This is a genomic window from Cellulophaga tyrosinoxydans, assembly GCF_900176415.1.
GTDB classification, from domain to species: domain Bacteria; phylum Bacteroidota; class Bacteroidia; order Flavobacteriales; family Flavobacteriaceae; genus Cellulophaga; species Cellulophaga tyrosinoxydans.
In genome coordinates this window covers 23,910-47,099 of sequence record NZ_FWXO01000001.1, presented here as the reverse complement: position 1 = coordinate 47,099, position 23,190 = coordinate 23,910, and the positions used below count along the sequence as shown (strand labels likewise).

Here is a 23,190-nt window from a genome sequence, read left to right as displayed (position 1 = left end):
GAATTAAAAGTATTTATGAATTTTAAAAGTATTGAATTTAGTTGTAAAATCAATACTTTTTAGTGCTTCTTATTGTTAAATGTTGTTTGGATAACTAGTCGTAACAATAAAATAAATGGAAAGCCATGCAATACCACATCAAACCAATCTTGAGCTCCCATTCCTGTTGCACCTCCGGCGATCCATTTTAGTTTGCCCCATATATGCGGTTCAGGAAAAAATGGCGCTAATCCTAAAGTCAGGCAAAGAAGTAGTACAATTTTCCAGTTATCAATAAATTCTTTCATAAATATATTTATTAATGATTTAATAAAATTAAATATCCGATGTATTGAATTGATTAATAACAAAGTAATTAATTTTTCTATATTTACTAAAAAAACTAATGCTTTTGTATGCTAAATACTATTAAATTTTTCTCACTATATATTATTACATCATTTAGTATAGGGTTAGTTTTATTGTTAGCTTCTTGTACTTCTAATAATAATGATGACGATAAATCTCAAGAACAAGTTTCTGTAGGTCAAGACTTGTCTATATACCTTACTGATAAAGGAGTGATGATGCAAGGATTTTATTGGGATGTAGAACCTCGCTTTGATTGGTGGAATAATCTTTCAACAAAAACATCAAACTGGGCTCAAATAGGTGTTGATAAATTATGGTTGCCACCAGTTTCTAAAGGGCAGTCAGGAGGTTACTCCATGGGCTATGATCCATCAGATTATTTTGATTTAGGCGAATATAATCAACATGGTACGGTTGAAACAAGATTTGGATCAAGACAAGAATTATTGAGTTTAATTGAAGTAGCACATTCTAATAATATTAAGGTTATTGCAGACATTGTTATGGGCCATAACAGTGGTGGTGGATTACAATTTAACTCTTACAGGAATAAGGATACATATACATTATTCAATCCTGGAAACGGTAATGCCTCTGGAAAATTTAATAGAAGTTTTGAAGATTTTCATCCAAATAGTATCCATTTAAAAGATGAGGAGGCGTCATTTTTCGAGGAACAAGATTTATGCCATCAACAAGAAAATGTTCAAAATTGGTTTTGGAAGAACGATGATTCCGTAGCCAAATATTATAAAAATACAATTGGATTTGATGGTTGGAGATTTGATTATGTCAAAAGTTTTAGCCCTCTATTTGTAAAGGCATGGGTGGACGAAGTAGGAGGATGGGCTGTTGGTGAGTTTTATGATGGAGATGTGACCCTTGTTCGCCAATGGATTTTGAATTCGGGAATTAGTGCTTTTGATTTTCCTAATTTATTTCAAATGCGGAATGCTTTTCAGCAAAGAAATTTAAGAATTTTGAATAATGGAGATGCGCTATGGAAAACAAATCCGGAAAAGGCAGTGACATTCGTTGCTAATCATGATACTGATAGAGAGCCAGTTATTTCTGCCAACGATAAACTTATTGCTTATGCTTTTATATTAACTCATCCAGGTTATCCATGTATTTTTTATTCAGATTATGAGAATGATAATTATAAATCAAAACTTAATGATTTAATATTAATTAATAGAACAATTGCAAATGGAGATTTGGAAGTTCTGTTCGCCGATAATGATGAATATATTGCGCAAAGAAAAGGCACAGCAGATAATCCTGGACTGATTATTTATATTAATCGTAACAGTTCTGAACTTACAAGAACAGTAAGTACTGGCTGGATGAATAAAGATTTACATGATTATACCAATAGCATTAAAACAGGAATAAATACAAATGAAAGTGGAGATGCAAAATTGAAAGCACCTTCAAATGGTTATTCTATTTGGTCTTTAAAATAATTTTAAAAATAACAATGACTTAATGCTATTTTTTTATCTAATGCCTTTTACAAAGCTAGAAATGGTTTCAACGCCATTTTCTGTTAGGTGTTTAATAAAAGCAGAACCAATTATTGCACCTTTAGTAAAGTCCGTTGCTTGCTTAAAAGTTTCAGAATTATTTATTCCGAAACCAACTATTTGAGGGTTATTAAGTTGCATTGCGGAAATTCGCTCAAAATATTTAGTTTGTTCGGTTCCAAAACCAGATTTTGAGCCTGTTACGCTTGCTGTGCTAACCATATAAATAAAAGCATCGGAAGCTTCGTCTATTTGTTTTATGCGTGCATCACTTGTTTGCGGCGTGATTAAGAAAATATTTTTTAGATTATTTTTCTTAAAAACAGCCTCGTATTTTTCTTGGTACACATCTAAAGGTAAATCTGGCATTATTAGTCCGTCTATTCCAATTTCATTACATTTTTCACAAAATGCCTCTACGCCATATTGCAACATTGGATTAAAATAACCCATTAAAATTAATGGGATAGAAACTGTTTTGCGGATATCTTTTAATTGATCAAAAAGAACTTTTGTAGTCATTCCATTCTTTAAAGCTGCTGTAGAGCTATTTTGAATGGTGGGGCCGTCGGCCAAAGGATCACTAAAAGGTAGGCCAATTTCAATCATGTCAATTCCGCTTGACTCTAAATCCTGAATAATTTTTACAGTATCATTTATAGAAGGATAACCGGCAGTAAAATATATAGATAGGAGTTTTTTGTTCTCCTGCATTTTCTTATTTATTCTGTTCATCTTGAAAAGTATAAGGTACTGATTAAACATTATAAAGTAACATAAAGAGCGACTTAACATTTTAATCAGGACTAATTTATAGTTTAAAATATTTTATATAATTATCTAAATCTTTATCTCCTCTACCAGATAAACTTATAACGACAATATCATCTGGTTTAAAAGTTTTGTGTTTAAAAATAGCCAAGGCATGACTGGTTTCTATCGCAGGAATAATGCCTTCTAATTGCGTTAATTCTAAACCAGAAGTCATAGCTTCATCATCTGTAGCAGAGTAAAATTCTCCACGCCCTGTTTTATATAAATGTGAGTGTAACGGTCCTACGCCTGGGTAATCTAATCCAGCAGAAATAGAATAAGGTTCTGTAATTTGCCCATCGGGTGTTTGCATAAGCAAAGTTTTACAACCATGTATAATTCCCTCTTTACCTAAGGCTGAGGTTGCGGCACTCTCGCCAGAATGGATTCCTTTTCCAGCTGCTTCTACAGCAATAATACCTACTTCTGATTCATGTAGAAAATGATAATAGGTACCCGCTGCATTACTACCACCACCTATACAGGCAACTATATAATCTGGATTTTCACGACCTTCTTTTTCTTTCAATTGCCACTTAATTTCTTCGGAAATAATAGACTGAAAACGTGTCACCATATCTGGATAAGGATGAGGTCCAATAGCTGATCCTATAATATAATGTGTATCTACAGGATTGTTTATCCAATCGCGAATAGCCTCGTTTGTAGCATCTTTTAATGTTTTACTCCCTGATAAGGCTGGTCTCACTTCTGCACCTAGCATTTTCATTCGAGCAACATTCGGAGCTTGACGAGCAATATCTATTTCCCCCATGTATACTACACATTGCATTCCCATTAAAGCGCAAACTGTAGCTGTTGCTACACCATGTTGCCCTGCTCCAGTTTCTGCAATGATTCGTGTTTTATTCAATCTTTTGGCCATTAATATCTGACCAATGGTGTTGTTTACTTTATGCGCACCAGTATGGTTTAAATCTTCACGTTTTAAATATACTTTAGTATTGTATTTCTCAGACAATCGCTTAGCAAAATACAAAGGAGAAGGTCTGCCAACGTAATCTTTTAAAAGCTGATCAAACTCTTTCTTAAAGTCAGGTTCGGCCATTATTTTAAGATAGTTTTGGCGTAATTCTTCTACATTTGGATAGAGCATTTCTGGAATATAAGCACCGCCAAATTCCCCATAATATCCTTTTTCAGTTGCATTGTAATTCATGTGAATTAGTATTTAGTATTGAGTACAAAGTATTGAGAACAAAGTGTTGATTAAAACTATTTGAACACCTATTATTCTTCTTCAAATTTCTTTTAAACTATTTTTAAGCTCTTTTAATTTTACTACATCTTTTAATCCAGGTTCTGTTTCAAATTTGCTATTTACATCTATAGCATGGCAATATTTGGAAGCTGGTAATTTTAAAAATGATTTTAATTGATTCACTTCTTCTAGCCCAATACCGCCACTTAAAAAGTAGGGTTTTTTAGAAGGATAATTTTTTAAAACATCCCAATCAAAAGTGTACCCATTTCCTCCTGGAAGTTTTCCTTTGGTGTCAAATAAATAAAAGTCCACAACCGTTTCATAAGGTTCAAGAATTTTAAAATCAAATTCGTTCTTTATTGAGAAAACTTTTATTAATTGAATATTTTTTAATGTTGCCTTTAACTCTTTACAAAACTCTGGAGATTCGCTACCGTGTAATTGTACTGCTAGAAGATTGTATGTGTTAACTTTCTCCTTAATTTCTGCAACTGTTGCATCAACAAAAACGCCGACCTTTATTATTTGATGAGGAATAGCTTCTAGGGAACCTGTGTAATTTCTTTTCGAATTTTCCCAAAAAATAAACCCTAAATAGTCTGGCTGCAATGAAGCAACATTCGCAGTGTTCAATTTCATGCCGCAAATTTTAAGCTTTAAGGCATGATGCTCCAAAGTCGTGGGAACTTTATCTATTATGGTGTATTTATCAACCGTCATTTGACTATTTAGCTTCTAATTCATGGATAAATTTTTTGGCGTATTCACCAGGATTATCAGTTTTCATAAAATTTTCTCCTATTAAAAAACCTTGGAATCCATAATGTTTTAAATCTTGTATGGCATCGATAGTACTTATTCCACTTTCTGAAACTTTTACAAAATCATCAGGAATTATTTTTGATAATGATTTGCTGGTGTTTAAGCTTACTTCAAAAGTTTTTAAGTTTCTGTTATTTACGCCAAGCATATCTAAACTAGGCATGATAGATTTTTGTAACTCTTCTTCGTTATGTACTTCAAGTAAAACATCTAAATTCAAGCTTTTTGCAAATTCAGATAAATTTTTAATTTCGGTTTTTGTTAATATGGCAGCAATTAATAAAATAACATCTGCACCATATGCTTTAGCTTCTAGTAGCTGATATTCATCTATTATAAATTCCTTTCTAAGTAAAGGAAATTTAGTTGCAGCTCTGGCAATTAATAAATCATCTAACGAACCACCAAAGTATTTAGCATCGGTTAAAACTGACATTCCGCATGCACCTGCATTTTCATAACCTGTCGCAACGTCTTGAACGTTTAGATTTTGGTTGATTACGGATTTTGAGGGTGATCGACGTTTGTGTTCGGCAATGATCCCCGAATTGCTATTTCGTAATGCTGCTGCTAAAGAATTCTTTGGTCTGTTAAATAACGCTGATTGCTCTAATTGTGCAACAGGAATTAAAGATTTTCTTAGCTTTACTTCTAAACCTTTGTCGAAAACTATTTTGTCTAAAATATTCATACCTAACTTTATAGTGCACTAAGTGCTTGTAACTTTTTTAATGCAGCTAATCCTTTACCACTTAAAAGCGATTCTTTTGCTTTTTCAAATCCTTCAATAGGAGTTAAATTTTCCACCGTTGCTATTGCAATACCTGCATTGGCACATACCACATTGTTTTGTGCTTCTGTACCACGCCCTTGTAAAATATTTAAGAATATTTGGGCAGATTCTTCAATACTGTCACCTCCAGCAATTTGTTCCATAGTAACCGCTTGCACACCAAAATCTGATGGATTGATCATGCCTTCTGATTTGTTAGAAATGGTTTTTGTGCTACCTGTTAGTGAAATTTCGTCATACCCATCTAAAGCGTGTAAAACTGTAAAATTTTTATCTGTGTTTTGATATAGATAACCATACATACGGGCTAATTCCAGATTAAAAACTCCTACCATTTGATTTTTAGGAAACGCAGGATTCACCATTGGCCCAAGCATATTAAAAAATGTTTTAACAGCTAACTCTTTGCGTATTGGAGCCACGTTTTTCATAGCAGGGTGGAATAGGGGAGCATGTAGAACACAAATGCCAGCTTCATCTAGTGTTTTTTCTAAAAACCCAGCATCACTACTAAATTTGATCCCTAAAAATTCCATTACATTACTACTTCCACATTTAGATGAAACACCGTAATTACCGTGTTTTGTCACTTTTATTCCTGCTCCAGCTGTTACAAATGATGCCAAGGTAGAAATATTGAAGGTGTCTTTGCCATCACCACCCGTACCGCATAAATCAATTGGGTTATAGGCCGATAAATCTACAGCTAAGCACAAATCTAATAATGCATCACGAAAACCTTCTAACTCGTCAATAGTTACGCTGCGCATCATGTATACTGTTAAAAAAGCTGCAATCTGGCTAGCATTATAATCACCTTTTGCAATATTGACTAGAATTCGTTTTGCATCCTCTTTAGGTAATACATCATGATTTATTAGTCTGTTTAATGTGTCTTTCATAATTCCTATTTCTTATTCTTTCAAATTGAAAGGGAGCTAGTACTTGTTTTAATTTCTTTTTTAAGGATTTAATGATATGAAAATTAGTTATTTAACCAGTTTTCCAATATTTTTTTTCCTTGTGGCGTTAACACAGATTCTGGATGAAATTGTACAGCAGAAACATCATAAGTTTTGTGTCTCAAAGACATTATTTGTCCGTTTTCATCAAAAGAAGTTGCGACTAAAGTATCTGGTAAATTAGTGTCTACAACCCAAGAGTGGTAACGGCCAACTTCAATTTCTCTTGGTAAGTCTTTAAATAGTACATCATCCTTAATTATATTGATTTTTGTTGCAATACCATGGTATACTTTGTCTAAGTTAACTAATGAACCTCCAAAAACTTCGGCAATAGCTTGTTGGCCTAAACAAACACCGAAAATTTTCTTTGTTGGCGCATAAGTTCTTATAATTTCTTTTAATAAACCAGCTTCATCGGGTATGCCAGGACCAGGAGAAAGTACTATGTTAGCAAAAGAATCAACCTCCTCAAGCGTTAGTTGATCGTTTCTTTTTACTATCACTTCGCAATTTAGATCTTCTAAATAGTGAACTAAATTATACGTGAAGCTGTCGTAATTATCTATAACTAATATCTTTTTCATGTTATATGTTCTCTGCAATTTCTAGAGCTTTTGTTAAAGCCCCTAGTTTGTTATATGTTTCTTGTAATTCATCTTCAGGACTTGATGCGGCAACAATACCGGCACCTGCTTGATAATGCAGTTTGTGGTTTTTACTTAAGAAAGTTCTTATCATAATGGCATGATTAAAGTTGCCTTTAAAATCCATAAAACCAATGGCGCCTCCGTAATACCCTCTACTGGTTTTTTCATATTTTTCAATAAGCTTCATGGCCATATGTTTTGGTGCTCCACTTAAAGTACCAGCAGGAAAAGTATCTGCAACCACTTTCATGGTTGGAATGTTTTTTTTCTTTCGTCCCACCACTTTAGATACTAAATGAATTACATGAGAAAAGAATTGCACTTCACGATAATTGGTAACCTCTACCATATTCCCATTTCTGCTTAAATCATTACGGGCAAGGTCTACCAGCATTACATGCTCACTATTTTCTTTACCATCTTCTGTTAATTCTTTAGCGAGAATAGCATCTTGTTCATCATTCCCCGTTCTTTTAAAAGTGCCAGCAATTGGGTGAATCTCAGCAGAACCATCTTTGACTATTAGTTGGGCTTCTGGCGAGCTGCCAAATATTTTAAAATTTCCATAATCAAAATAGAATAAATAAGGTGATGGGTTTATAGACCGTAAGGCACGATATACATTAAATTCATCGCCTTTAAAACCTTGTGAAAATCTACGAGACAATACCAATTGAAAAACATCTCCTCTTTGGCAATGTTTCTTTGCAAGTCTCACATGTTCTTTAAACTCTTCATCTTCTAAGTTTGATGCCACTTCTCCGTTCAAATTAAAACTATACGAAGCAAAGTTTTTTACATTAAGTATTTGTTCTATTTCAGGAATATTGTTTTCAGATTTGTAACAGTTAGAAAAAATATATGCCTCATTTTTAAAATGATTTATAGCAATTATATTTTTATAAACCGCGTAGTATATATCGGGGATTGCTACTGAATTTTCTTTTTTGGTTAATGCTACATCTTCATAGTACCGAACTGCATCATAGGCCATATAACCAAATAAACCGTTATCGATAAATTTGAAATTACTCGCATCAGCTTCAAATCTTTTACTGAAGTTTTCTATGATTGAAACAACGTCTGTGGTTTTATCAATAGCAAGTTCTTCTGATGTTCCATCAGGGAATTGCTGCGTTATAATTTCGTTTTCAACTTTGATTGATGCAATGGGGTTGCAACAGATATAAGAAAAGCTATTATCATTTGTGTGGTAATCACTGCCCTCAAGTAAAATACTATTTGGAAACCGATCGCGAATTTTTAAATAAACACTCACTGGTGTAATAGTGTCGGCAAGTATTTTTTTGAAATGTGTTTTAAGTTGGTATTTCATCTTTATTTCTATAAAATAAGTAAGGCTTGTCGTGATGACAAGCCTTATATAATTTAATACAATGGTGCTTTGCTCACGCGATTTCTCGTAAGTTATTCCACCACCAAGTATTTACAGTTAAATTTTTCATTGACTTCAAAGATAGAAATCATTTTTAAGATTACAAACATGAAATTGTAAAAAAATAAACCCCACAAGCCAAAATAACAGGCTCGTGAGGTTTTGTGATTATTTTCTTTTTCTTAGCTTAAAATTGTAAATCTACCACTAAATCAAATTCGTCATAGATCGTTTTGTCTCCTAAATTGTCAAAGAAACTTCCAGAACCATATTTTACGTCATATTTAGTTCTATCTACCTTTAAAGTAGCAGTGGCTTTACTTCCGTATACAGAAACATCAAAAGTTACAGGAGCTGTTTTACCTTTTATGGTAAGATCGCCAGTCACGGAGTAAGAATTTTTACCAGTTGCTTTTACTTTTGTAAAAACTAATTTTGATGTAGTATGTGTTGCAGTACTAAAAAAATCATCTGAATTTAAATGCCCATCTAATTTTTCTTTTCCTTCACCTGCTTTTAAATCGGTAGTATTGATGGTTGTCATGTCTACAACAAATTCACCACCAGTTAATTTATCTCCTTCGAATACTAAAGATCCTTCCTTAAGAGCAATAGTTCCTGTATGTGAGCCAGTTACTTTGTAGGCTTTCCACGTTACTGTGCTTTCGCTAACTTTTACGGCTTTTTTTTCACCATCAATAGGTGTTGTTGCTGAAGCTGCTGCTCCAAATACTAAAGCGAATACTATACTTAATGTGCCTTTTTTCATAATGGTAATTTTTAAAAGTGTTAATTGTTTATATGTATTGAATTAATTTTTCTTTAGATTTTCTAACCTTTTTGTAATGCTGAGTTTGGTCTTCTTCTGCTCTATATCCAATAGAGATTAACACAGAAGTGTTTAAGTTTTTATCTGTAAGACCAAGAATATTGTTAAACTCGTTGGCATCAAAACCTTCCATTGGACAAGTATCTATTTTTAATTCAGCGGCTGCTGAAAGAATATTACCTAACGCAATATAAGTTTGTTTTGCAGTCCAAATTGCTTTTTGATCATCACTTAAAGGAGTTAATTTAGATTTCATGAAATCTGCATAACCCTTCAAACCTTCAGTAGGTATTCCTCTAGTTGCACCAATGTTAGCTAAATAGTCATCTATTAACTCATCTCCAAAAGTGGTAAAGTTAACAATAGCTATTAAATGCGACGCTTCTGTAATTTGAGACTGTCCCCACGCAAAGGGTTTTAATTTTTCTCTTATTTCAGGATTTTCAATCACGATAATTTTAAAAGGCTGCAAACCATATGAAGTAGGGGTTAACGATGCCGCTTCTAAAATGGTATCAAGATCTTTATTAGACACTTTTTTTGTTGCATCAAATTTTTTGGTGGCATAGCGCCAGTTTAAACTGTTAATATATGTACTCATGTGAATTATTAAAATTTATCCAAAAGATTATTCATTTGGATTAAGTCTTGTTCAGTTAAATTTTTAAGTATTTCTTCTTCTGCAGTTTTCATAGCATTATCCATTTCTAAAAGAGCTTTTTGGCCAAGTGCTGTTATATTTATATCAACCTTTCTTCTATTTTTCTCACACGTAACCCTGTCTACAAAACCTTTAGTGATAAGTTTATCTACTAACCTAGTAGTGTTGCTCATTTTGGTTACCATTCTTTCGTTTAGTGTACTAAGATTCGCTGGTTTTCCATTTTGTCCACGTAAAATTCTTAAAACATTAAATTGTTGTAACGACACATCAAAGGGTTTTAATTGAGCCGTGGTTATTTCATTCATTTTATTGCACACTAAGCTTAAATGAATTAAAGTCCTTGGCTTTAAGGGAATTTCTTTTTCTGTTTTTATGATTTTTTCAACATTCATGTCAATACAACAATTGTATATACAAATGTATAGTTATTTTTTATTTTAACCTGAAATCTAAGTTGTAAATATTTGTTAATATTTACGATTAAGTCAGAACGCCTCATCTATGGAATGTTTTTAAAAGTATTAATGTGAAAGCTACTGCGTAAAAACTCTTAATGAAGCACAAGGAAATATTGAAATAAAGCATTATTTTTGACAACTAAATATTAAAAAAATGGCAGATTTATATCAAGACGAGTGGGTATCGCAACTAGGGAATGACGATAATGCAGTTATACTGGATGTACGAACTCCAGAGGAGGTAGAAAATGGGTACATACCTAATGCTAAGAACATAGACATTCATTTAGGACAAGGTTTTTTAGATGAATTAGAGAAATTAGATAAAACTAAAAACTACTACGTGTATTGCCGTTCTGGCGCACGTAGTGCTCAGGCCTGTGCAGTTATGAATAATGCAGGTTTTGAAAATGCGTATAATTTATTAGGTGGATTTATGAATTGGGAAGGCGAAATCGCAGAATAATTTCTAATACATAATTACTTATTTAGTATAGGGACTTTGTTATCGAATTTTCGATAATAAAGTCTTTTTTATTTTTAATATGTATCTTAAGCATTTTAATTATGATTTAGAATGCGCGAAGATTTTCTTCATTTTATCTGGAAATATAAAAAACTAGAACTAGCAGATTTAAAAACCACCACTAATGAATCTATTGAAATCATTAGCTTAGGATCACATAACAAATTAGCTGGTCCTGATTTTTTTAATGCACGATTAAAAATTAAAGATCAGCTTTGGGCTGGAAATGTGGAAATACATGTAAACTCTTCTGATTGGTATGTTCATGGTCATGAGATGGATGCTAATTATGATAATGTAATTTTACATGTAGTTTGGGATGATGATGTTTCTGTGTATAGAAGAGATAATTCGTTGATTCCAACATTAGAGCTAAAAAATTACATTTCTCATGAGCTAGTTGAATCCTATAAGAGTTTACTCAATAATAAAGCAATTACATTTATTAATTGCGAAAGTGAATTAGCCAAAATTGACGAATTCATTTTTGAAAATTGGTTAGAGCGTTTGTATTTTGAGCGACTGGAGTCGAAATCTGCACTAGTAGTAACGTTATTAGAAAAGTATAATAATGATTGGGAACAAGTGCTTTTTTCCCTGCTATTAAGAAATTTTGGTTCTAAAATAAATGCGGACTCCTTTTTAAGTATTGCGCATCAACTTAAATTTTCAACTGTTAGAAAAGTAAGCGCAAATGTGAATGAATTAGAGAGTTTGCTATTTGGACTCGCTGGATTATTGGAAGATGATAAGCTAGATGCTTATTATCTTTCTCTTAAAAAAGAATATGACTATTTAAGTCATAAATATGGGATAAATAATACTGGAGTGTTATGTCCAAGTTTTTTTAAACTGCGCCCTCCAAATTTTCCAACAATTCGTTTATCGCAATTCGCCAATGTATATGCAAGACATAATAATTTATTTAGCAAACTCATAGAGGCTAAATCAGTAGAAGATATTTATAGTCTTTTTAATGTTTCGGCTAGTTCGTATTGGAATACCCATTTTAATTTTGAAAAAACCTCGAAAAAAAGTGAAAAGAAACTTTCAAAAAAGTTTACAGATTTAGTGATTATTAACACTATTCTTCCATTAAAATTTAATTATGCTAAATATTTAGGCAAGCAGATAGATGATGAGATTGTTTACATTGCAACACAAATAGGGGCAGAGCAAAATAGTATTGTAGAAAAATATAAAAACTTAAATATTAAAATTCTTAATGCCGCGGAGAGTCAATCTATATTGCAATTGTATAATGAATACTGTTCAAAAAATAAATGCTTGGAATGCGCTATTGGTAATAGTTTATTAAAAGGAAATAACTAATTTTAAACCATGAATTTTTTTTATTCAATTTTATACTTTTTTCAAAAACACGGTTTTGAAGTTTGTAGAAGAATTGCAGAACGTTTAGGAATTAGAGCAAGAGTGGTGAGAACCTCTTTTATATATCTGGCTTTTGTTACTTTGGGTTTTGGATTTGCATTGTACTTGTTTGTGGCATTTTGGCTAAGAATTAAAGATTTGTTATACACTAAAAGAACCTCTGTTTTTGATTTATAAACTATGTTAAGATTATTTAGGTCAAAATTTTATCTTGCTATATTTTTAATGGTTTTTATTCTAGTCATTGGAGTGCTAGGATATAGGTATTTATCTAATTATGATTGGGTAGATGCTTTTTATATGACCATAATTACGGTTACTACCGTTGGTTTTTCAGAAGTACGCCCACTAGATGCAGGATCAAAAATATTTACAGTATTTTTAATAATAGCAAGTGTTTTTATTTTTGCTTACGCGATTTCAGTTATTACAGAATATGTTTTAGGAAGAAATTCTTTACAATTATTAAAAAAGAAAAAAGTGAAAAATCAAATTAATAGTCTCTCAAATCATGTAATTGTTTGCGGTTTTGGTAGAAATGGAATTCAGGCTTCAGAACGTTTAAAAGCATTTAAAAAGCCTTTTGTCATTATCGAAAAGGAAAAAGAGATTATAGAAAGATATCAAAACGATTTGCTTTTTGTTGAAGGAGATGCTAATGATGACGAGGTTTTAAGCGAAGCAGGAATCAGTAAAGCAAAGTTCCTCATAACTGCTTTGCCTGATGATGCAGCCAATTTATTTGTAGTGTTATCTGCAAGACAAATGAATAAAAATTTATTTATAATTAGTCGTGCTTCATTAGCTACATCACAAAAAAAGTTATTACTCGCTGGAGCCAATAAAGTAATTATGCCAGATAAAATTGGAGGCGACCATATGGCATCTTTAGTTGTAATGCCAGATTTAATTACTTTCATGGATAAACTTTCCGTTGAGGGAGAACATACCACCAATCTGGAAGAAGTTGCAATAGAAGATTTTGCAGATCAAGTAGATTGTAATTCTATAAGAGATTTAGATTTAAGAAATAGAACAGGTTGTACTATTATAGGCTATATTGAGCCAGATGGAAATTATATTATAAACCCTGAGGCCGATTTAATTTTACAACCAAAAAGTAAGGTTATTGTGCTAGGCAGACCAGAGCAAATAAGAAAATTAAACCAGATGTTTCATATCGTTTAATCATATTTAAAAGATTATCCTTGATTGCCTAGATTTTTTTTAGGATATTGCTACCGACTAGACTAATTATAAAAACAAATAACTATTTATTATGAAGCATAGACTTCTTGCAATTTTTGCAATTTTAATTCCAATAATTTCCTCGGCTCAAGAAAAGGGTTTAGATGAAAGAATTGATGAAGGTTTTAAGCCAATTTCGGATTTCTTTTCTAATGTTATCTTTTTTAATGTCTGGCATGATCCAGACATTCCATTTGTTTTAGTTTTATTGGTTGCCAGTGCTTTGTTCTTTACTTTATATTTTGGATTTCCAAATATTAAATATTTTGGTAAAGCAATAAATACAGTTCGTGGAAAGTATGAAGATATTGAAAAGCATGGAGCTAAAGAGCTTTATGGAGAAGATGGGATAGCTCAAGGTAAAGATTTAACCAATGTAGATATTGAGGAGCATCTTGAAGAACTAGTAAATTCTGACTTAGCTATTGATGGCGATATAGTAGATACCATTAGAGATGAAAGTTCAGATGGTGAAGTAAGTCATTTTCAGGCCTTGGCAACTGCAGTTTCAGGTACTGTAGGTAATGGTAATATTGCTGGTGTGGCACTTGCTATTGCACTTGGTGGTCCAGGAGCAACTTTTTGGATGATTATATGTGGACTATTAGGTATGTCTACTAAATTTGTGGAATGTACATTAGGAGTGCAATTTAGAGATGTTGGCAAAGACGGAACTATTTATGGTGGCCCAATGTATTATTTAAGCAAAGGTCTTAAGCAAAAAGGTTTTAAAACATTGGGTAAGATATTAGCGGTTATATTTTCAATATTCTGTATTGGAGGTTCTTTCGGTGGCGGTAATGCTGCACAATCTAACCAGGCTACCGTAGTTATTAAACAATTATTTAATTTTGAAAGCACTGCCGCAGGTGCAATTATAGGTTTAGTACTAGCAACTTTAGTAGGGATCATTATAATCGGTGGTATTAAAAGGATCGCTCAGGTTACTGAAAAAGTGGTTCCATTTATGGCATTGTTGTACATTTTAGCTTGTTTGTATATAATGGCAATTAATTTTTCACTCTTAGATGATGCTATTTCACTTATAGTAACTGAGGCATTTAATCCCAAGGCTTTTGGAGTTGGAGGTGTAATTGGTGTTTTACTTGTAGGCTTTAAAAGAGCTGCGTTCTCCAATGAAGCTGGTGCAGGTTCTGCGTCTATTGCTCATTCAGCGGTACGAACAAAATATTCTGCGAGTGAAGGTTTGGTAGCGCTATTGGAGCCTTTTATTGATACAGTAATAATTTGTACAATGACTGCTTTGGTAATTATTATCTTTAATTTTGGAGGTTACTTTGAATATGGTGGAGACGGTTCTGGAGTTGTTTTTATTGATGGGCTTCCATATGAAGGATCTGGAATTACTTCTAAAGCTTTTCATGAATATATTCCTTATTCAAATATTTTCTTGACGGTTGCAGTAGTTCTTTTTGCAGTGTCTACAATGATATCATGGTCGTATTACGGTTTACAGTCTTGGAAGTTCCTTTTTGGTAGAGGAAAAACAGCAGATCTAGTTTATAAATTTTTGTTTTTGACTTTCGTAGTAATTGGTGCTGCAGCAAGTATGAAATCTATTTGGGATTTCTCAGATGCAATGATTTTTGCAATGGTTTTCCCTAACATGGTTGGATTGTTCTTCCTATTCCCTGTAGTGAAAAAACAGTTATACAGGTATTTAGATGCAATTAAACTAAAGTATAATGCTATAGAAGATTAATAATATTAATCATGAATAAATTTAAATCCCACTTTAAGTTCAATAAACAGGAACGAAGTGGGATTTTCTTTTTATTGGCCATTATTGTTTTACTACAATTGGTTTATGCTTTTTCAACATCTATTTTTCAAGAATCTACTTCTGTAGCCAATAAAATTGAGCTTGATGGTGTGGCTCAAGAACAAATAAATATCCTAAAAGAAAGGACTCTGGAAAATGATTCACTCAAAATATATCCTTTCAATCCTAATTATATAACAGATTACAGAGGGTATAAACTTGGGATGTCAACTCAAGAAATTGATCGTCTTCATTTATATAGGTCTTCAAATAAATTTGTGAATTCAGCAGAGGAGTTTCAGAATGTTACTTTAATATCCGATTCATTGTTGCAAAAAATTGCGCCATATTTCAAGTTTCCAGAATGGGTGAAATCAACAAACTCTCAAAAATCATTTGAAGCTAATGTTATTAAGTTTAATAAGAAACCAAACGTTACAAATACTGTTAAAGATCTAAATACAGCTTCAGCCCAAGATTTAAAAGTAATTTATGGGATTGGAGAAAAATTAGCTACACGTATTATAAAATTTCGCGATAGATTAGGTGGTTTTTTGATAGAGGATCAGCTGTACGATGTTTATGGTTTAAAACCTGAAGTGGCTCAAAAAGTACTTATGAAGTTTAAGGTTCAAACAAAACCGGAAATTGTAAAAATCAACGTTAATACGGCAAATGCTTCTGAAATATCAAAATTGGTGTATTTAAATTATCAAGTCTCTTCTAATATTGTAGCTTATAGAAAACAGGTTGGTGAGATAAAATCTATTGATGAATTGAAAAAAATTGAAGGTTTTCCTTCCGATAAAATTAATAGAATAACATTATATTTGACATTAAAAGAAAAGCTATGAAAAGTATGTACTTCACAGAAGAACATCAATTGTTTAGAGAAAGTCTAAAAGATTTTTTAAAGAAAGAAGTTGTTCCACATATAGAAAAATGGGAGAGCTCGGGAACTATAGATCGTTTTATTTGGGAAAAATTTGGTGAGATGGGTTATTTTGGTCTTGCAACTCCTGAAGAAGACGGCGGATTAGGTTTGGATTTGTTTTATACTGTAATTTTTCTAGAAGAGCTTCAGAAAATAAATTCAGGAGGTTTTGCTGCTGCAATGTGGGCTCATGCGTATTTAGCAATGACTCATTTAAACAAAGAAGCAAGTGCAGATTTAAAGAAAAAATACTTAACCCCTAGTGTATTAGGTGAAAAAATTGGTTGTCTGTGTATTACAGAGCCATTTGGTGGTAGTGATGTGGCGGGCATGAGAACAACAGCTGTTAAAAAAGGTGATAGCTATATTCTTAATGGCTCCAAAACATTTATCACTAATGGTGTCTATTGCGATTATATGATAGTTGCTGCCAAGACCAATCCAGAACTTAAAAATAAAGGGATTAGTATTTTTTTAGTAGATAAGAATTCTAAAGGAGTAACTGCTACAAAATTAAATAAATTGGGTTGGCGCGCATCGGATACGGGTGAAATTGCATTTGATAATGTGGAAATTCCTGCATCAAATTTAATGGGGGAGGAGAATAGTGGATTTTCTTATATAATGGAACATTTTGCATTGGAGCGTTTGATTATGGGTATTAATGCCCATGCTAGAACAGAATATGCTTTAGAATATACCTTGCAATATATGACAGAGCGACATGCATTTGGTAAATCACTAGATAAATATCAAGCCTTAAGACATCGTTTAGTAGACTGTTATGCAGATTTAGAGCTGTGTAGAGAGTATAATTACATGGTGGCCTCAAAATTAGATAAGGGAATATATGTGGTGAAGGAAGCTACTATTTCTAAATTGAAGTCGACCAAAATGGCCGATGAAGTGATTTATGAATGTCTTCAGTTTTTAGGAGGATATGGTTATATGGAAGATTATCCTTTGGCAAGATTGCTGCGAGATAGTAGATTGGGGCCAATAGGTGGGGGTACTTCAGAGATATTAAGAGAAATCTTAGCTAAAATTATTATTGATAAAAAGGAATATGCCCCAAAGGAAATTCCAGTTAATAGTTAGGTGTTGTATTGATTAGTAAATACCCTGAATTAAAAAAGTTAAATATTTTTTACTCAATAGGTTGTTTAAATATAATTAGTTATTATATTTGCACCCTTAATCATTAAAGAGAGGAGGTTGTAGCCCATGTTAATTATACCAATAAAAGAAGGAGAAAACATCGATAGAGCATTAAAGCGTTTCAAGCGTAAGTTTGATAGAACAGGAACAATGCGTCAATTAAGAAAGCGTCAGCAATTCACAAAGCCTTCTGTAGAGCGCAGAGCGCAGATTCAAAAGGCACATTATATTCAAGGCTTGAGAGATCAAGAGGAAATATAATATTTGTGTTATAGATATAAAAAAGCCCTACTAAGTAGGGCTTTTTTTATGCTTTATATTTAGTGTTTAGCTCATTATACTTTAGTAACTTTATGCTATGAGCATAGCTTCGTTTATTACATACTTATCTTTAGAGAAAAAATATTCAGTAAATACCACTCAAGCCTATGAAAAAGATTTGCTGGAGTTTTCTGAATTCTACAAGGTTTCTTTTGATCGTGATGATGTTGATAATGTGGATTATAGCATTATTAGAAATTGGATAATTTCATTAGTGAATGCTAAAATTTCTAATCGTACTATTAATAGAAAAATAGCTTCTCTAAAAGCATACTACAAGTTTTTACTTAAAATAGAAGTGATAACAATAAATCCATTAGCTAAACATAAGGCCTTAAAAACGGAAAAGAAAGTTGAAATTCCATTTTCAGAAAATGAAATGGATCAAGTTTTGTCTAAAATCCCGTTTACTGATGATTTTGAAGGAATTCGTGATAAGTTAATCATAGAGCTATTATATACTACTGGTATTCGAAGAGCTGAGCTTGTAGGGCTTAAGCTTGTTAATTTAGATTTGCATCAGTCCAATATGCGTGTATTGGGTAAAAGGAATAAAGAAAGAATTGTTCCTTTGTTGGATCGGGTTATTGAATTATTTAAAGTTTATTTAGAGCTAAGAGAAAGTGTTTTGGGTGACTCAAAAGAGGAACTTGTGTTTTTAACGAAAAGTGGGAGTATAATTTACGAAACTCTTGTTTATAGGATTATAAATCATTATTTTAGTATAGTGTCCTCAAAGGTAAAGAAGAGTCCTCATATACTAAGGCATACTTTTGCAACGCATTTGTTAAATAAAGGAGCGGATCTAAACTCGGTAAAAGAATTGCTTGGACATTCCAGTTTGGCGTCAACCCAAGTATATACGCATAATAGTATTGCAGAGTTGAAGAAGGTTCATTTGACGGCACACCCTAGAAATATAAAAAAGCAGTAAGTTTTTTATATGATTGTATAACTTTTAATTTTTATTCTATGAAAGTAAATGCCCAAACAGTAAATTTTAATGCAGACGGAAATTTAATAAGTTTTGTTCAAAATCGATTAAATAAGTTAGATCAGTATTATAATAAGGTAATTAGCTCCGATGTTTTTCTAAAAGTGGAAAAAACTAGTGCGAAAGAGAATAAAATTGTAGAAATAAAAGTCTATGTGCCTAAGAATGAATTTATTGTAAAAAAACAATGTAAGTCTTTTGAAGAGGCGATTGATACCGCTTGCGATGCTTTGAAAAGACAGTTGGTAAAGAGAAAAGAAAAATTAAAGGCAAATGCATAAAAATTTATCAAAAAATATTTTGTTTAAATAAAAATATATCTACATTTGCAGTCCGTTAGAAATAGCGGACTTTTTTTAAGCCAAAAAAAGTATAAAAGCCGATGTAGCTCAGCTGGCTAGAGCAGCTGATTTGTAATCAGCAGGTCGTGGGTTCGAGTCCCTCTATCGGCTCTTAAGTTCTTTAAAATATGGTTTGGGGAGATACTCAAGCGGCCAACGAGGGCAGACTGTAAATCTGCTGACTACGTCTTCGCAGGTTCGAATCCTGCTCTCCCCACTGAAAGATTCTTGTAGCTTTTTTGAGTTATATAGAATTTTGAAAAAACAATAATTTTTTTTGTTGTTTTTATTTTTTGAAATATTGAAATGAATACATTTGTGTGATTTTTTATAAAATCTACAAATAATTGCGGGAGTAGCTCAGTTGGTAGAGCGTCAGCCTTCCAAGCTGAATGTCGCCGGTTCGAACCCGGTCTCCCGCTCTAATTTAAACCTTGAGTATAAGGTTGTTTTTTTGGGTTTAATCGTTAGTAATTGACTTTGAACTCAGACAGGCCGGTGTAGCTCAGGGGTAGAGCGTTTCCTTGGTAAGGAAGAGGTCATGAGTTCAAATCTCATCATTGGCTCAATTAAGGCATAAATTGTACACTAATATAAACTAAGATTAAAATTCAATAAACATGGCTAAGGCAACATTTGATCGTTCTAAACCGCATTTAAACATCGGTACTATCGGACACGTAGATCACGGTAAAACTACATTGACTGCCGCTATAACAACAGTTTTGGCAAACGCGGGATTATCTGAAATGAGAAGTTTCGATTCAATTGATAATGCACCGGAAGAAAAAGAAAGAGGTATCACAATTAATACATCACACGTAGAGTATTCTACAGCTAACCGTCACTACGCACACGTTGACTGTCCAGGTCACGCGGATTACGTAAAGAACATGGTAACTGGTGCTGCTCAGATGGATGGTGCTATTCTTGTTGTTGCTGCTACTGATGGTCCAATGCCACAAACTCGTGAGCACATACTTTTAGGTCGTCAGGTTGGTATTCCTAGAATGGTTGTATTCATGAATAAAGTGGATATGGTTGATGATGAGGAGTTGTTAGAGCTTGTTGAGATGGAAGTTAGAGAATTGCTTTCTTTCTATGAGTATGATGGTGATAATGGTCCTGTAATTGCAGGTTCAGCATTAGGTGCTTTAAATGGTGAGCAAAAATGGGTTGATACGGTTATGTCTTTAATGGAAGCTGTTGATTCTTGGATCGAATTACCACAAAGAGATGTTGATAAGCCTTTCTTAATGCCTGTTGAAGATGTATTCACGATTACTGGTCGTGGTACTGTTGCAACTGGTCGTATAGAAACTGGTGTTGCTAATACTGGAGATCCTGTTGAGATCATTGGTATGGGTGCTGAGAAATTAACATCTACTGTAACAGGTGTTGAAATGTTCCGTAAAATATTAGATAGAGGTGAAGCTGGTGATAACGTAGGTCTTTTATTAAGAGGTATTGAAAAATCTCAAATAAAAAGAGGTATGGTAATCTGTAAGCCAGGTTCAGTTAAGCCACATGCTAAATTTAAGGCTGAGGTTTATGTTCTTAAAAAAGAAGAAGGTGGTCGTCACACACCATTCCATAACAACTACCGTCCACAGTTCTACGTAAGAACAACAGACGTTACGGGTACAATTAATTTACCTGCAGGTGTTGAAATGGTAATGCCAGGTGATAACCTTACTATTACTGTTGATTTATTATCTCCAATTGCATTGAATGTTGGTTTACGTTTCGCTATCCGTGAAGGTGGTAGAACTGTAGGTGCAGGTCAGGTAACTGAGATTTTAGATTAATCACTATAAGATTATATTAAAGTATTTTCATTGAGGGTGTCCGCTTATTGCGGATACCTTTCGATGTAAATATAAACGGGTGTAGCTCAGTTGGTAGAGCACTGGTCTCCAAAACCAGGTGTCGGGAGTTCGAGTCTCTCCTCCCGTGCAAAACAAGAAAGAAGTGAAGTAGAAACTTTGGTTTCTAAAATCTTTTTCAAATTATAAAGTTAAATCTTTCGCAGCATGTTAACATATATCAAGGAATCCATAGAAGAACTTAGAACTAATATTACATTACCGACAAAAGCGGAAGCTTCTAATCTAATGGTAATTGTAGCTGTATTTTCTATTTTGTTCGCATTGGCGACCTGGGGTGTGGATAGCCTTTTTAGTAGTTTGATTAAAATCTATTTTGAGAAATTAATAAATTAAAAAGCGCTCCCTATGTCAGAAATATTGGAAAAAAAATGGTACGTAGTTAGGGCTGTAAGTGGTCAAGAAAATAAAATCAAAGGCTATATTGAGGCTGAAGTTGCGAGGTTAGGATTTTCAGATTATTTAGAAGATGTATTAGTGCCTACAGAAAAGGTTGTGCAAATACGTAATGGTAAGAAAATAAATAAAGAAAGAGTTTATTTTCCTGGTTACATTATGGTTAAGGCAAACCTTGGAGGTGAAATGGCGCATGTTATACGTTCAATAACAAATGTTATTGGCTTTTTAGGTGAAACAAAAGGAGGAGATCCTGTGCCACTTAGAAAATCTGAGGTAAATAGAATGTTAGGTAAAGTTGATGAGTTAACTGTGACTACAGATAATGTAGCTATACCATTTGTAATGGGAGAAACAGTTAAAGTTATTGATGGGCCTTTTAATGGTTTTAACGGAACCGTTGAAAAAATTAATGAAGAAAAACGCAAACTTGAGGTAATGGTTAAAATTTTCGGAAGAAAAACACCATTAGAGTTAAGTTATATGCAAGTTGAAAAAGTATAATAAATAAGAACTGTTACATAAAATATTGTGTTGCTTCCAATAAACACAATAGAATTTAATTTTAAACAATGGCAAAAGAAATAAGTAAAGTAGTTAAACTACAAGTTAGGGGAGGTGCAGCGAATCCATCGCCACCGGTTGGACCCGCTTTAGGTGCTGCCGGTGTTAACATCATGGAGTTCTGTAAGCAATTTAATGCACGTACACAGGACAAACAAGGTAAAGTATTACCTGTTGCTATCACCGTATACAAGGATAAGTCGTTTGACTTCGTTGTAAAGACACCGCCGGCGGCAGTTCAGCTTATGGAAGCGGCTAAGATTAAAAAGGGATCTGGCGAGCCTAACCGTGTAAAAAACGGTAACGTTTCTTGGGATCAAATTAAAACTATTGCTGAAGACAAAATGGTAGATTTAAATGCATTTACAATAGAGTCTGCAATGAGCATGGTGGCTGGAACAGCAAGATCTATGGGTTTAAAAGTTTCAGGAACAAGACCTTTTTAATTCTTAAAAAGCATTTATAATGGCAAAATTAACAAAAAATCAAAAAGAAGCGCTTTCTAAGATAGATAAGAATAAAATCTATTCTTTAAAAGAAGGGTCAGCTTTAGTAAAAGAGATAACAAAAGCAAAATTTGACGCGTCTGTTGAAATAGCTGTTCGTTTAGGGGTTGATCCTAGAAAAGCTAATCAAATGGTACGTGGTGTAGTTACCTTGCCTCATGGTACAGGTAAAGACGTAAAAGTTCTTGCTTTAGTAACACCAGATAAAGAAGCTGAGGCTAAAGAAGCCGGAGCTGATTTTGTAGGGTTAGATGAGTATTTGGATAAAATAAAAAACGGTTGGACAGATGTTGATGTTATTATCACAATGCCAAGTGTTATGGGTAAATTAGGACCTTTAGGTAGAGTTTTAGGGCCAAGAGGTTTAATGCCGAATCCAAAAACTGGAACAGTAACTATGGATGTTGCAAAAGCTGTAGCTGAAGTAAAGGCAGGTAAAATTGACTTCAAAGTTGATAAAACTGGTATTGTTCACGCAGCAATTGGAAAAGTTTCATTTTCAGCAGATAAAATCCAAGAAAATGCAAAAGAACTTATTGATACTTTACACAAGTTAAAGCCAACTGCGGCAAAAGGTGTATATATTAAAAGTATTTTCATGTCTAGTACTATGAGTCCTAGTGTGCAATTAGATACTAAATCAGTTTAATTC

27 protein-coding genes and 5 tRNA genes are annotated in these 23,190 nt (G+C 33.1%); 21 read left to right on the top strand and 11 right to left on the bottom strand.

From position 1 onward, the window contains the following. Window positions 1–59: 59 nt before the first annotated feature. Window positions 60–287, bottom strand: coding sequence for a hypothetical protein (locus B8963_RS00225; protein ID WP_084059301.1), 228 nt, complete (start codon window positions 285–287; stop codon window positions 60–62). 108 nt (window positions 288–395) lie between these two features. Between B8963_RS00225 and B8963_RS00220 the strand changes: the two genes are divergently transcribed. Next, complete coding sequence (locus tag B8963_RS00220; RefSeq protein ID WP_084059300.1) at window positions 396–1,817, top strand: alpha-amylase; 1,422 nt, start codon at window positions 396–398, stop codon at window positions 1,815–1,817. 33 nt (window positions 1,818–1,850) lie between these two features. On the opposite strand, the gene trpA is transcribed toward B8963_RS00220, so the two are convergent. From trpA to B8963_RS00170, 10 genes are all read right to left on the bottom strand, one after another. After that, the gene (gene trpA / locus B8963_RS00215; protein ID WP_084059299.1) at window positions 1,851–2,612 is read right to left on the bottom strand and encodes a tryptophan synthase subunit alpha; all 762 of its coding nucleotides are present in this window, start codon (window positions 2,610–2,612) and stop codon (window positions 1,851–1,853) included. A gap of 76 nt (window positions 2,613–2,688) precedes the next feature. Continuing rightward, window positions 2,689–3,870, bottom strand: a complete 1,182-nt coding sequence (gene trpB / locus B8963_RS00210; RefSeq protein ID WP_084059298.1) for a tryptophan synthase subunit beta — start codon at window positions 3,868–3,870, stop codon at window positions 2,689–2,691. An 81-nt stretch (window positions 3,871–3,951) separates the two neighbouring features. Further along, window positions 3,952–4,635: a phosphoribosylanthranilate isomerase gene (locus tag B8963_RS00205; RefSeq protein ID WP_084059297.1), complete on the bottom strand. Its 684-nt coding sequence runs from the start codon at window positions 4,633–4,635 to the stop codon at window positions 3,952–3,954. A 4-nt stretch (window positions 4,636–4,639) separates the two neighbouring features. Beyond that, the gene (gene trpC, locus B8963_RS00200) at window positions 4,640–5,428 is read right to left on the bottom strand and encodes an indole-3-glycerol phosphate synthase TrpC (protein WP_084059296.1); all 789 of its coding nucleotides are present in this window, start codon (window positions 5,426–5,428) and stop codon (window positions 4,640–4,642) included. An 8-nt stretch (window positions 5,429–5,436) separates the two neighbouring features. Next, the gene (trpD, locus tag B8963_RS00195; RefSeq protein ID WP_084059295.1) at window positions 5,437–6,432 is read right to left on the bottom strand and encodes an anthranilate phosphoribosyltransferase; all 996 of its coding nucleotides are present in this window, start codon (window positions 6,430–6,432) and stop codon (window positions 5,437–5,439) included. Window positions 6,433–6,515: 83 nt separating this feature from the next. Next, the gene (locus B8963_RS00190) at window positions 6,516–7,079 is read right to left on the bottom strand and encodes an anthranilate synthase component II (protein ID WP_084059294.1); all 564 of its coding nucleotides are present in this window, start codon (window positions 7,077–7,079) and stop codon (window positions 6,516–6,518) included. Window position 7,080: 1 nt separating this feature from the next. Then, on the bottom strand, window positions 7,081–8,478 hold the full coding sequence (locus tag B8963_RS00185) for an anthranilate synthase component I family protein (protein ID WP_084059293.1): 1,398 nt from the start codon (window positions 8,476–8,478) through the stop codon (window positions 7,081–7,083). A gap of 247 nt (window positions 8,479–8,725) precedes the next feature. Continuing rightward, entirely contained in the window at window positions 8,726–9,307 is a 582-nt protein-coding gene (locus B8963_RS00180; RefSeq protein WP_084059292.1) for a YceI family protein, read from the bottom strand. Between the two features lie 28 nt (window positions 9,308–9,335). Continuing rightward, window positions 9,336–9,968: an NAD(P)H-dependent oxidoreductase gene (locus tag B8963_RS00175; protein WP_084059291.1), complete on the bottom strand. Its 633-nt coding sequence runs from the start codon at window positions 9,966–9,968 to the stop codon at window positions 9,336–9,338. Between the two features lie 8 nt (window positions 9,969–9,976). Beyond that, window positions 9,977–10,423 (bottom strand): MarR family winged helix-turn-helix transcriptional regulator, encoded by a 447-nt coding sequence (locus tag B8963_RS00170; protein WP_084059290.1) that lies wholly within the window; start codon window positions 10,421–10,423, stop codon window positions 9,977–9,979. A 220-nt stretch (window positions 10,424–10,643) separates the two neighbouring features. On the opposite strand from B8963_RS00170, the gene B8963_RS00165 reads away from it, so the two are divergent. The 20 genes from B8963_RS00165 to rplA all read left to right on the top strand — a co-directional run bounded on the left by B8963_RS00165 (window position 10,644) and on the right by rplA (window position 23,187). Beyond that, on the top strand, window positions 10,644–10,955 hold the full coding sequence (locus B8963_RS00165) for a rhodanese-like domain-containing protein (protein ID WP_084059289.1): 312 nt from the start codon (window positions 10,644–10,646) through the stop codon (window positions 10,953–10,955). Window positions 10,956–11,066: 111 nt separating this feature from the next. Further along, window positions 11,067–12,347, top strand: coding sequence for a DUF2851 family protein (locus tag B8963_RS00160; RefSeq protein WP_084059288.1), 1,281 nt, complete (start codon window positions 11,067–11,069; stop codon window positions 12,345–12,347). Between the two features lie 9 nt (window positions 12,348–12,356). Next, complete coding sequence (locus B8963_RS00155; RefSeq protein ID WP_084059287.1) at window positions 12,357–12,584, top strand: PspC domain-containing protein; 228 nt, start codon at window positions 12,357–12,359, stop codon at window positions 12,582–12,584. A 3-nt stretch (window positions 12,585–12,587) separates the two neighbouring features. Further along, on the top strand, window positions 12,588–13,595 hold the full coding sequence (locus tag B8963_RS00150; RefSeq protein ID WP_084059286.1) for a potassium channel family protein: 1,008 nt from the start codon (window positions 12,588–12,590) through the stop codon (window positions 13,593–13,595). Window positions 13,596–13,686: 91 nt separating this feature from the next. Further along, window positions 13,687–15,378: an alanine/glycine:cation symporter family protein gene (locus B8963_RS00145; RefSeq protein ID WP_084059285.1), complete on the top strand. Its 1,692-nt coding sequence runs from the start codon at window positions 13,687–13,689 to the stop codon at window positions 15,376–15,378. An 11-nt stretch (window positions 15,379–15,389) separates the two neighbouring features. Continuing rightward, window positions 15,390–16,292 (top strand): ComEA family DNA-binding protein, encoded by a 903-nt coding sequence (locus tag B8963_RS00140; RefSeq protein WP_084059284.1) that lies wholly within the window; start codon window positions 15,390–15,392, stop codon window positions 16,290–16,292. Beyond that, window positions 16,289–17,470, top strand: coding sequence for an acyl-CoA dehydrogenase family protein (locus tag B8963_RS00135; protein WP_084059283.1), 1,182 nt, complete (start codon window positions 16,289–16,291; stop codon window positions 17,468–17,470). The genes B8963_RS00140 and B8963_RS00135 overlap by 4 nt, the downstream gene beginning before the upstream one ends. Before the next feature lie 126 nt (window positions 17,471–17,596). Then, window positions 17,597–17,791 carry a 30S ribosomal protein S21 gene (gene rpsU, locus B8963_RS00130; RefSeq protein WP_084059282.1) on the top strand — a complete coding sequence of 65 codons (195 nt, stop codon included), beginning with the start codon at window positions 17,597–17,599 and terminating at the stop codon, window positions 17,789–17,791. A 97-nt stretch (window positions 17,792–17,888) separates the two neighbouring features. Then, the gene (locus B8963_RS00125; protein ID WP_084059281.1) at window positions 17,889–18,785 is read left to right on the top strand and encodes a tyrosine-type recombinase/integrase; all 897 of its coding nucleotides are present in this window, start codon (window positions 17,889–17,891) and stop codon (window positions 18,783–18,785) included. Between the two features lie 38 nt (window positions 18,786–18,823). Beyond that, window positions 18,824–19,126 (top strand): ribosome hibernation-promoting factor, HPF/YfiA family, encoded by a 303-nt coding sequence (hpf, locus tag B8963_RS00120; protein WP_084059280.1) that lies wholly within the window; start codon window positions 18,824–18,826, stop codon window positions 19,124–19,126. 97 nt (window positions 19,127–19,223) lie between these two features. Next, window positions 19,224–19,297 (top strand) — tRNA-Thr (locus B8963_RS00115). Window positions 19,298–19,321: 24 nt separating this feature from the next. Further along, a tRNA-Tyr gene (locus tag B8963_RS00110) sits at window positions 19,322–19,403 on the top strand. A gap of 132 nt (window positions 19,404–19,535) precedes the next feature. Continuing rightward, window positions 19,536–19,608: transfer RNA gene (locus tag B8963_RS00105), tRNA-Gly, on the top strand. A 72-nt stretch (window positions 19,609–19,680) separates the two neighbouring features. Continuing rightward, window positions 19,681–19,752 (top strand) — tRNA-Thr (locus B8963_RS00100). A 54-nt stretch (window positions 19,753–19,806) separates the two neighbouring features. Then, window positions 19,807–20,994 (top strand): elongation factor Tu, encoded by a 1,188-nt coding sequence (tuf, locus tag B8963_RS00095; RefSeq protein ID WP_084059279.1) that lies wholly within the window; start codon window positions 19,807–19,809, stop codon window positions 20,992–20,994. A gap of 75 nt (window positions 20,995–21,069) precedes the next feature. Further along, window positions 21,070–21,142, top strand: a tRNA-Trp gene (locus B8963_RS00090). 77 nt (window positions 21,143–21,219) lie between these two features. Beyond that, on the top strand, window positions 21,220–21,408 hold the full coding sequence (gene secE, locus B8963_RS00085; protein ID WP_084059278.1) for a preprotein translocase subunit SecE: 189 nt from the start codon (window positions 21,220–21,222) through the stop codon (window positions 21,406–21,408). 12 nt (window positions 21,409–21,420) lie between these two features. Further along, window positions 21,421–21,972, top strand: a complete 552-nt coding sequence (gene nusG, locus B8963_RS00080) for a transcription termination/antitermination protein NusG (protein WP_084059277.1) — start codon at window positions 21,421–21,423, stop codon at window positions 21,970–21,972. A gap of 68 nt (window positions 21,973–22,040) precedes the next feature. Next, a complete protein-coding gene (rplK, locus tag B8963_RS00075) occupies window positions 22,041–22,478 on the top strand; it encodes a 50S ribosomal protein L11 (protein ID WP_084059276.1) in 438 nt (145 codons plus the stop codon). Window positions 22,479–22,497: 19 nt separating this feature from the next. Beyond that, window positions 22,498–23,187 carry a 50S ribosomal protein L1 gene (gene rplA / locus B8963_RS00070; protein ID WP_084059275.1) on the top strand — a complete coding sequence of 230 codons (690 nt, stop codon included), beginning with the start codon at window positions 22,498–22,500 and terminating at the stop codon, window positions 23,185–23,187. The last annotated feature ends 3 nt before the right edge of the window (window positions 23,188–23,190 follow it).

Coding starts and splice junctions, on each gene's coding strand:
- B8963_RS00225 (WP_084059301.1), bottom strand. CDS start 287: ATGAAAGAATTTATTGATAACTGGAAAATTGTACTACTTCTTTGCCTG.
- B8963_RS00220 (WP_084059300.1), top strand. CDS start 396: ATGCTAAATACTATTAAATTTTTCTCACTATATATTATTACATCATTT.
- trpA (WP_084059299.1), bottom strand. CDS start 2,612: ATGAACAGAATAAATAAGAAAATGCAGGAGAACAAAAAACTCCTATCT.
- trpB (WP_084059298.1), bottom strand. CDS start 3,870: ATGAATTACAATGCAACTGAAAAAGGATATTATGGGGAATTTGGCGGT.
- B8963_RS00205 (WP_084059297.1), bottom strand. CDS start 4,635: ATGACGGTTGATAAATACACCATAATAGATAAAGTTCCCACGACTTTG.
- trpC (WP_084059296.1), bottom strand. CDS start 5,428: ATGAATATTTTAGACAAAATAGTTTTCGACAAAGGTTTAGAAGTAAAG.
- trpD (WP_084059295.1), bottom strand. CDS start 6,432: ATGAAAGACACATTAAACAGACTAATAAATCATGATGTATTACCTAAA.
- B8963_RS00190 (WP_084059294.1), bottom strand. CDS start 7,079: ATGAAAAAGATATTAGTTATAGATAATTACGACAGCTTCACGTATAAT.
- B8963_RS00185 (WP_084059293.1), bottom strand. CDS start 8,478: ATGAAATACCAACTTAAAACACATTTCAAAAAAATACTTGCCGACACT.
- B8963_RS00180 (WP_084059292.1), bottom strand. CDS start 9,307: ATGAAAAAAGGCACATTAAGTATAGTATTCGCTTTAGTATTTGGAGCA.
- B8963_RS00175 (WP_084059291.1), bottom strand. CDS start 9,968: ATGAGTACATATATTAACAGTTTAAACTGGCGCTATGCCACCAAAAAA.
- B8963_RS00170 (WP_084059290.1), bottom strand. CDS start 10,423: ATGAATGTTGAAAAAATCATAAAAACAGAAAAAGAAATTCCCTTAAAG.
- B8963_RS00165 (WP_084059289.1), top strand. CDS start 10,644: ATGGCAGATTTATATCAAGACGAGTGGGTATCGCAACTAGGGAATGAC.
- B8963_RS00160 (WP_084059288.1), top strand. CDS start 11,067: ATGCGCGAAGATTTTCTTCATTTTATCTGGAAATATAAAAAACTAGAA.
- B8963_RS00155 (WP_084059287.1), top strand. CDS start 12,357: ATGAATTTTTTTTATTCAATTTTATACTTTTTTCAAAAACACGGTTTT.
- B8963_RS00150 (WP_084059286.1), top strand. CDS start 12,588: ATGTTAAGATTATTTAGGTCAAAATTTTATCTTGCTATATTTTTAATG.
- B8963_RS00145 (WP_084059285.1), top strand. CDS start 13,687: ATGAAGCATAGACTTCTTGCAATTTTTGCAATTTTAATTCCAATAATT.
- B8963_RS00140 (WP_084059284.1), top strand. CDS start 15,390: ATGAATAAATTTAAATCCCACTTTAAGTTCAATAAACAGGAACGAAGT.
- B8963_RS00135 (WP_084059283.1), top strand. CDS start 16,289: ATGAAAAGTATGTACTTCACAGAAGAACATCAATTGTTTAGAGAAAGT.
- rpsU (WP_084059282.1), top strand. CDS start 17,597: ATGTTAATTATACCAATAAAAGAAGGAGAAAACATCGATAGAGCATTA.
- B8963_RS00125 (WP_084059281.1), top strand. CDS start 17,889: ATGAGCATAGCTTCGTTTATTACATACTTATCTTTAGAGAAAAAATAT.
- hpf (WP_084059280.1), top strand. CDS start 18,824: ATGAAAGTAAATGCCCAAACAGTAAATTTTAATGCAGACGGAAATTTA.
- tuf (WP_084059279.1), top strand. CDS start 19,807: ATGGCTAAGGCAACATTTGATCGTTCTAAACCGCATTTAAACATCGGT.
- secE (WP_084059278.1), top strand. CDS start 21,220: ATGTTAACATATATCAAGGAATCCATAGAAGAACTTAGAACTAATATT.
- nusG (WP_084059277.1), top strand. CDS start 21,421: ATGTCAGAAATATTGGAAAAAAAATGGTACGTAGTTAGGGCTGTAAGT.
- rplK (WP_084059276.1), top strand. CDS start 22,041: ATGGCAAAAGAAATAAGTAAAGTAGTTAAACTACAAGTTAGGGGAGGT.
- rplA (WP_084059275.1), top strand. CDS start 22,498: ATGGCAAAATTAACAAAAAATCAAAAAGAAGCGCTTTCTAAGATAGAT.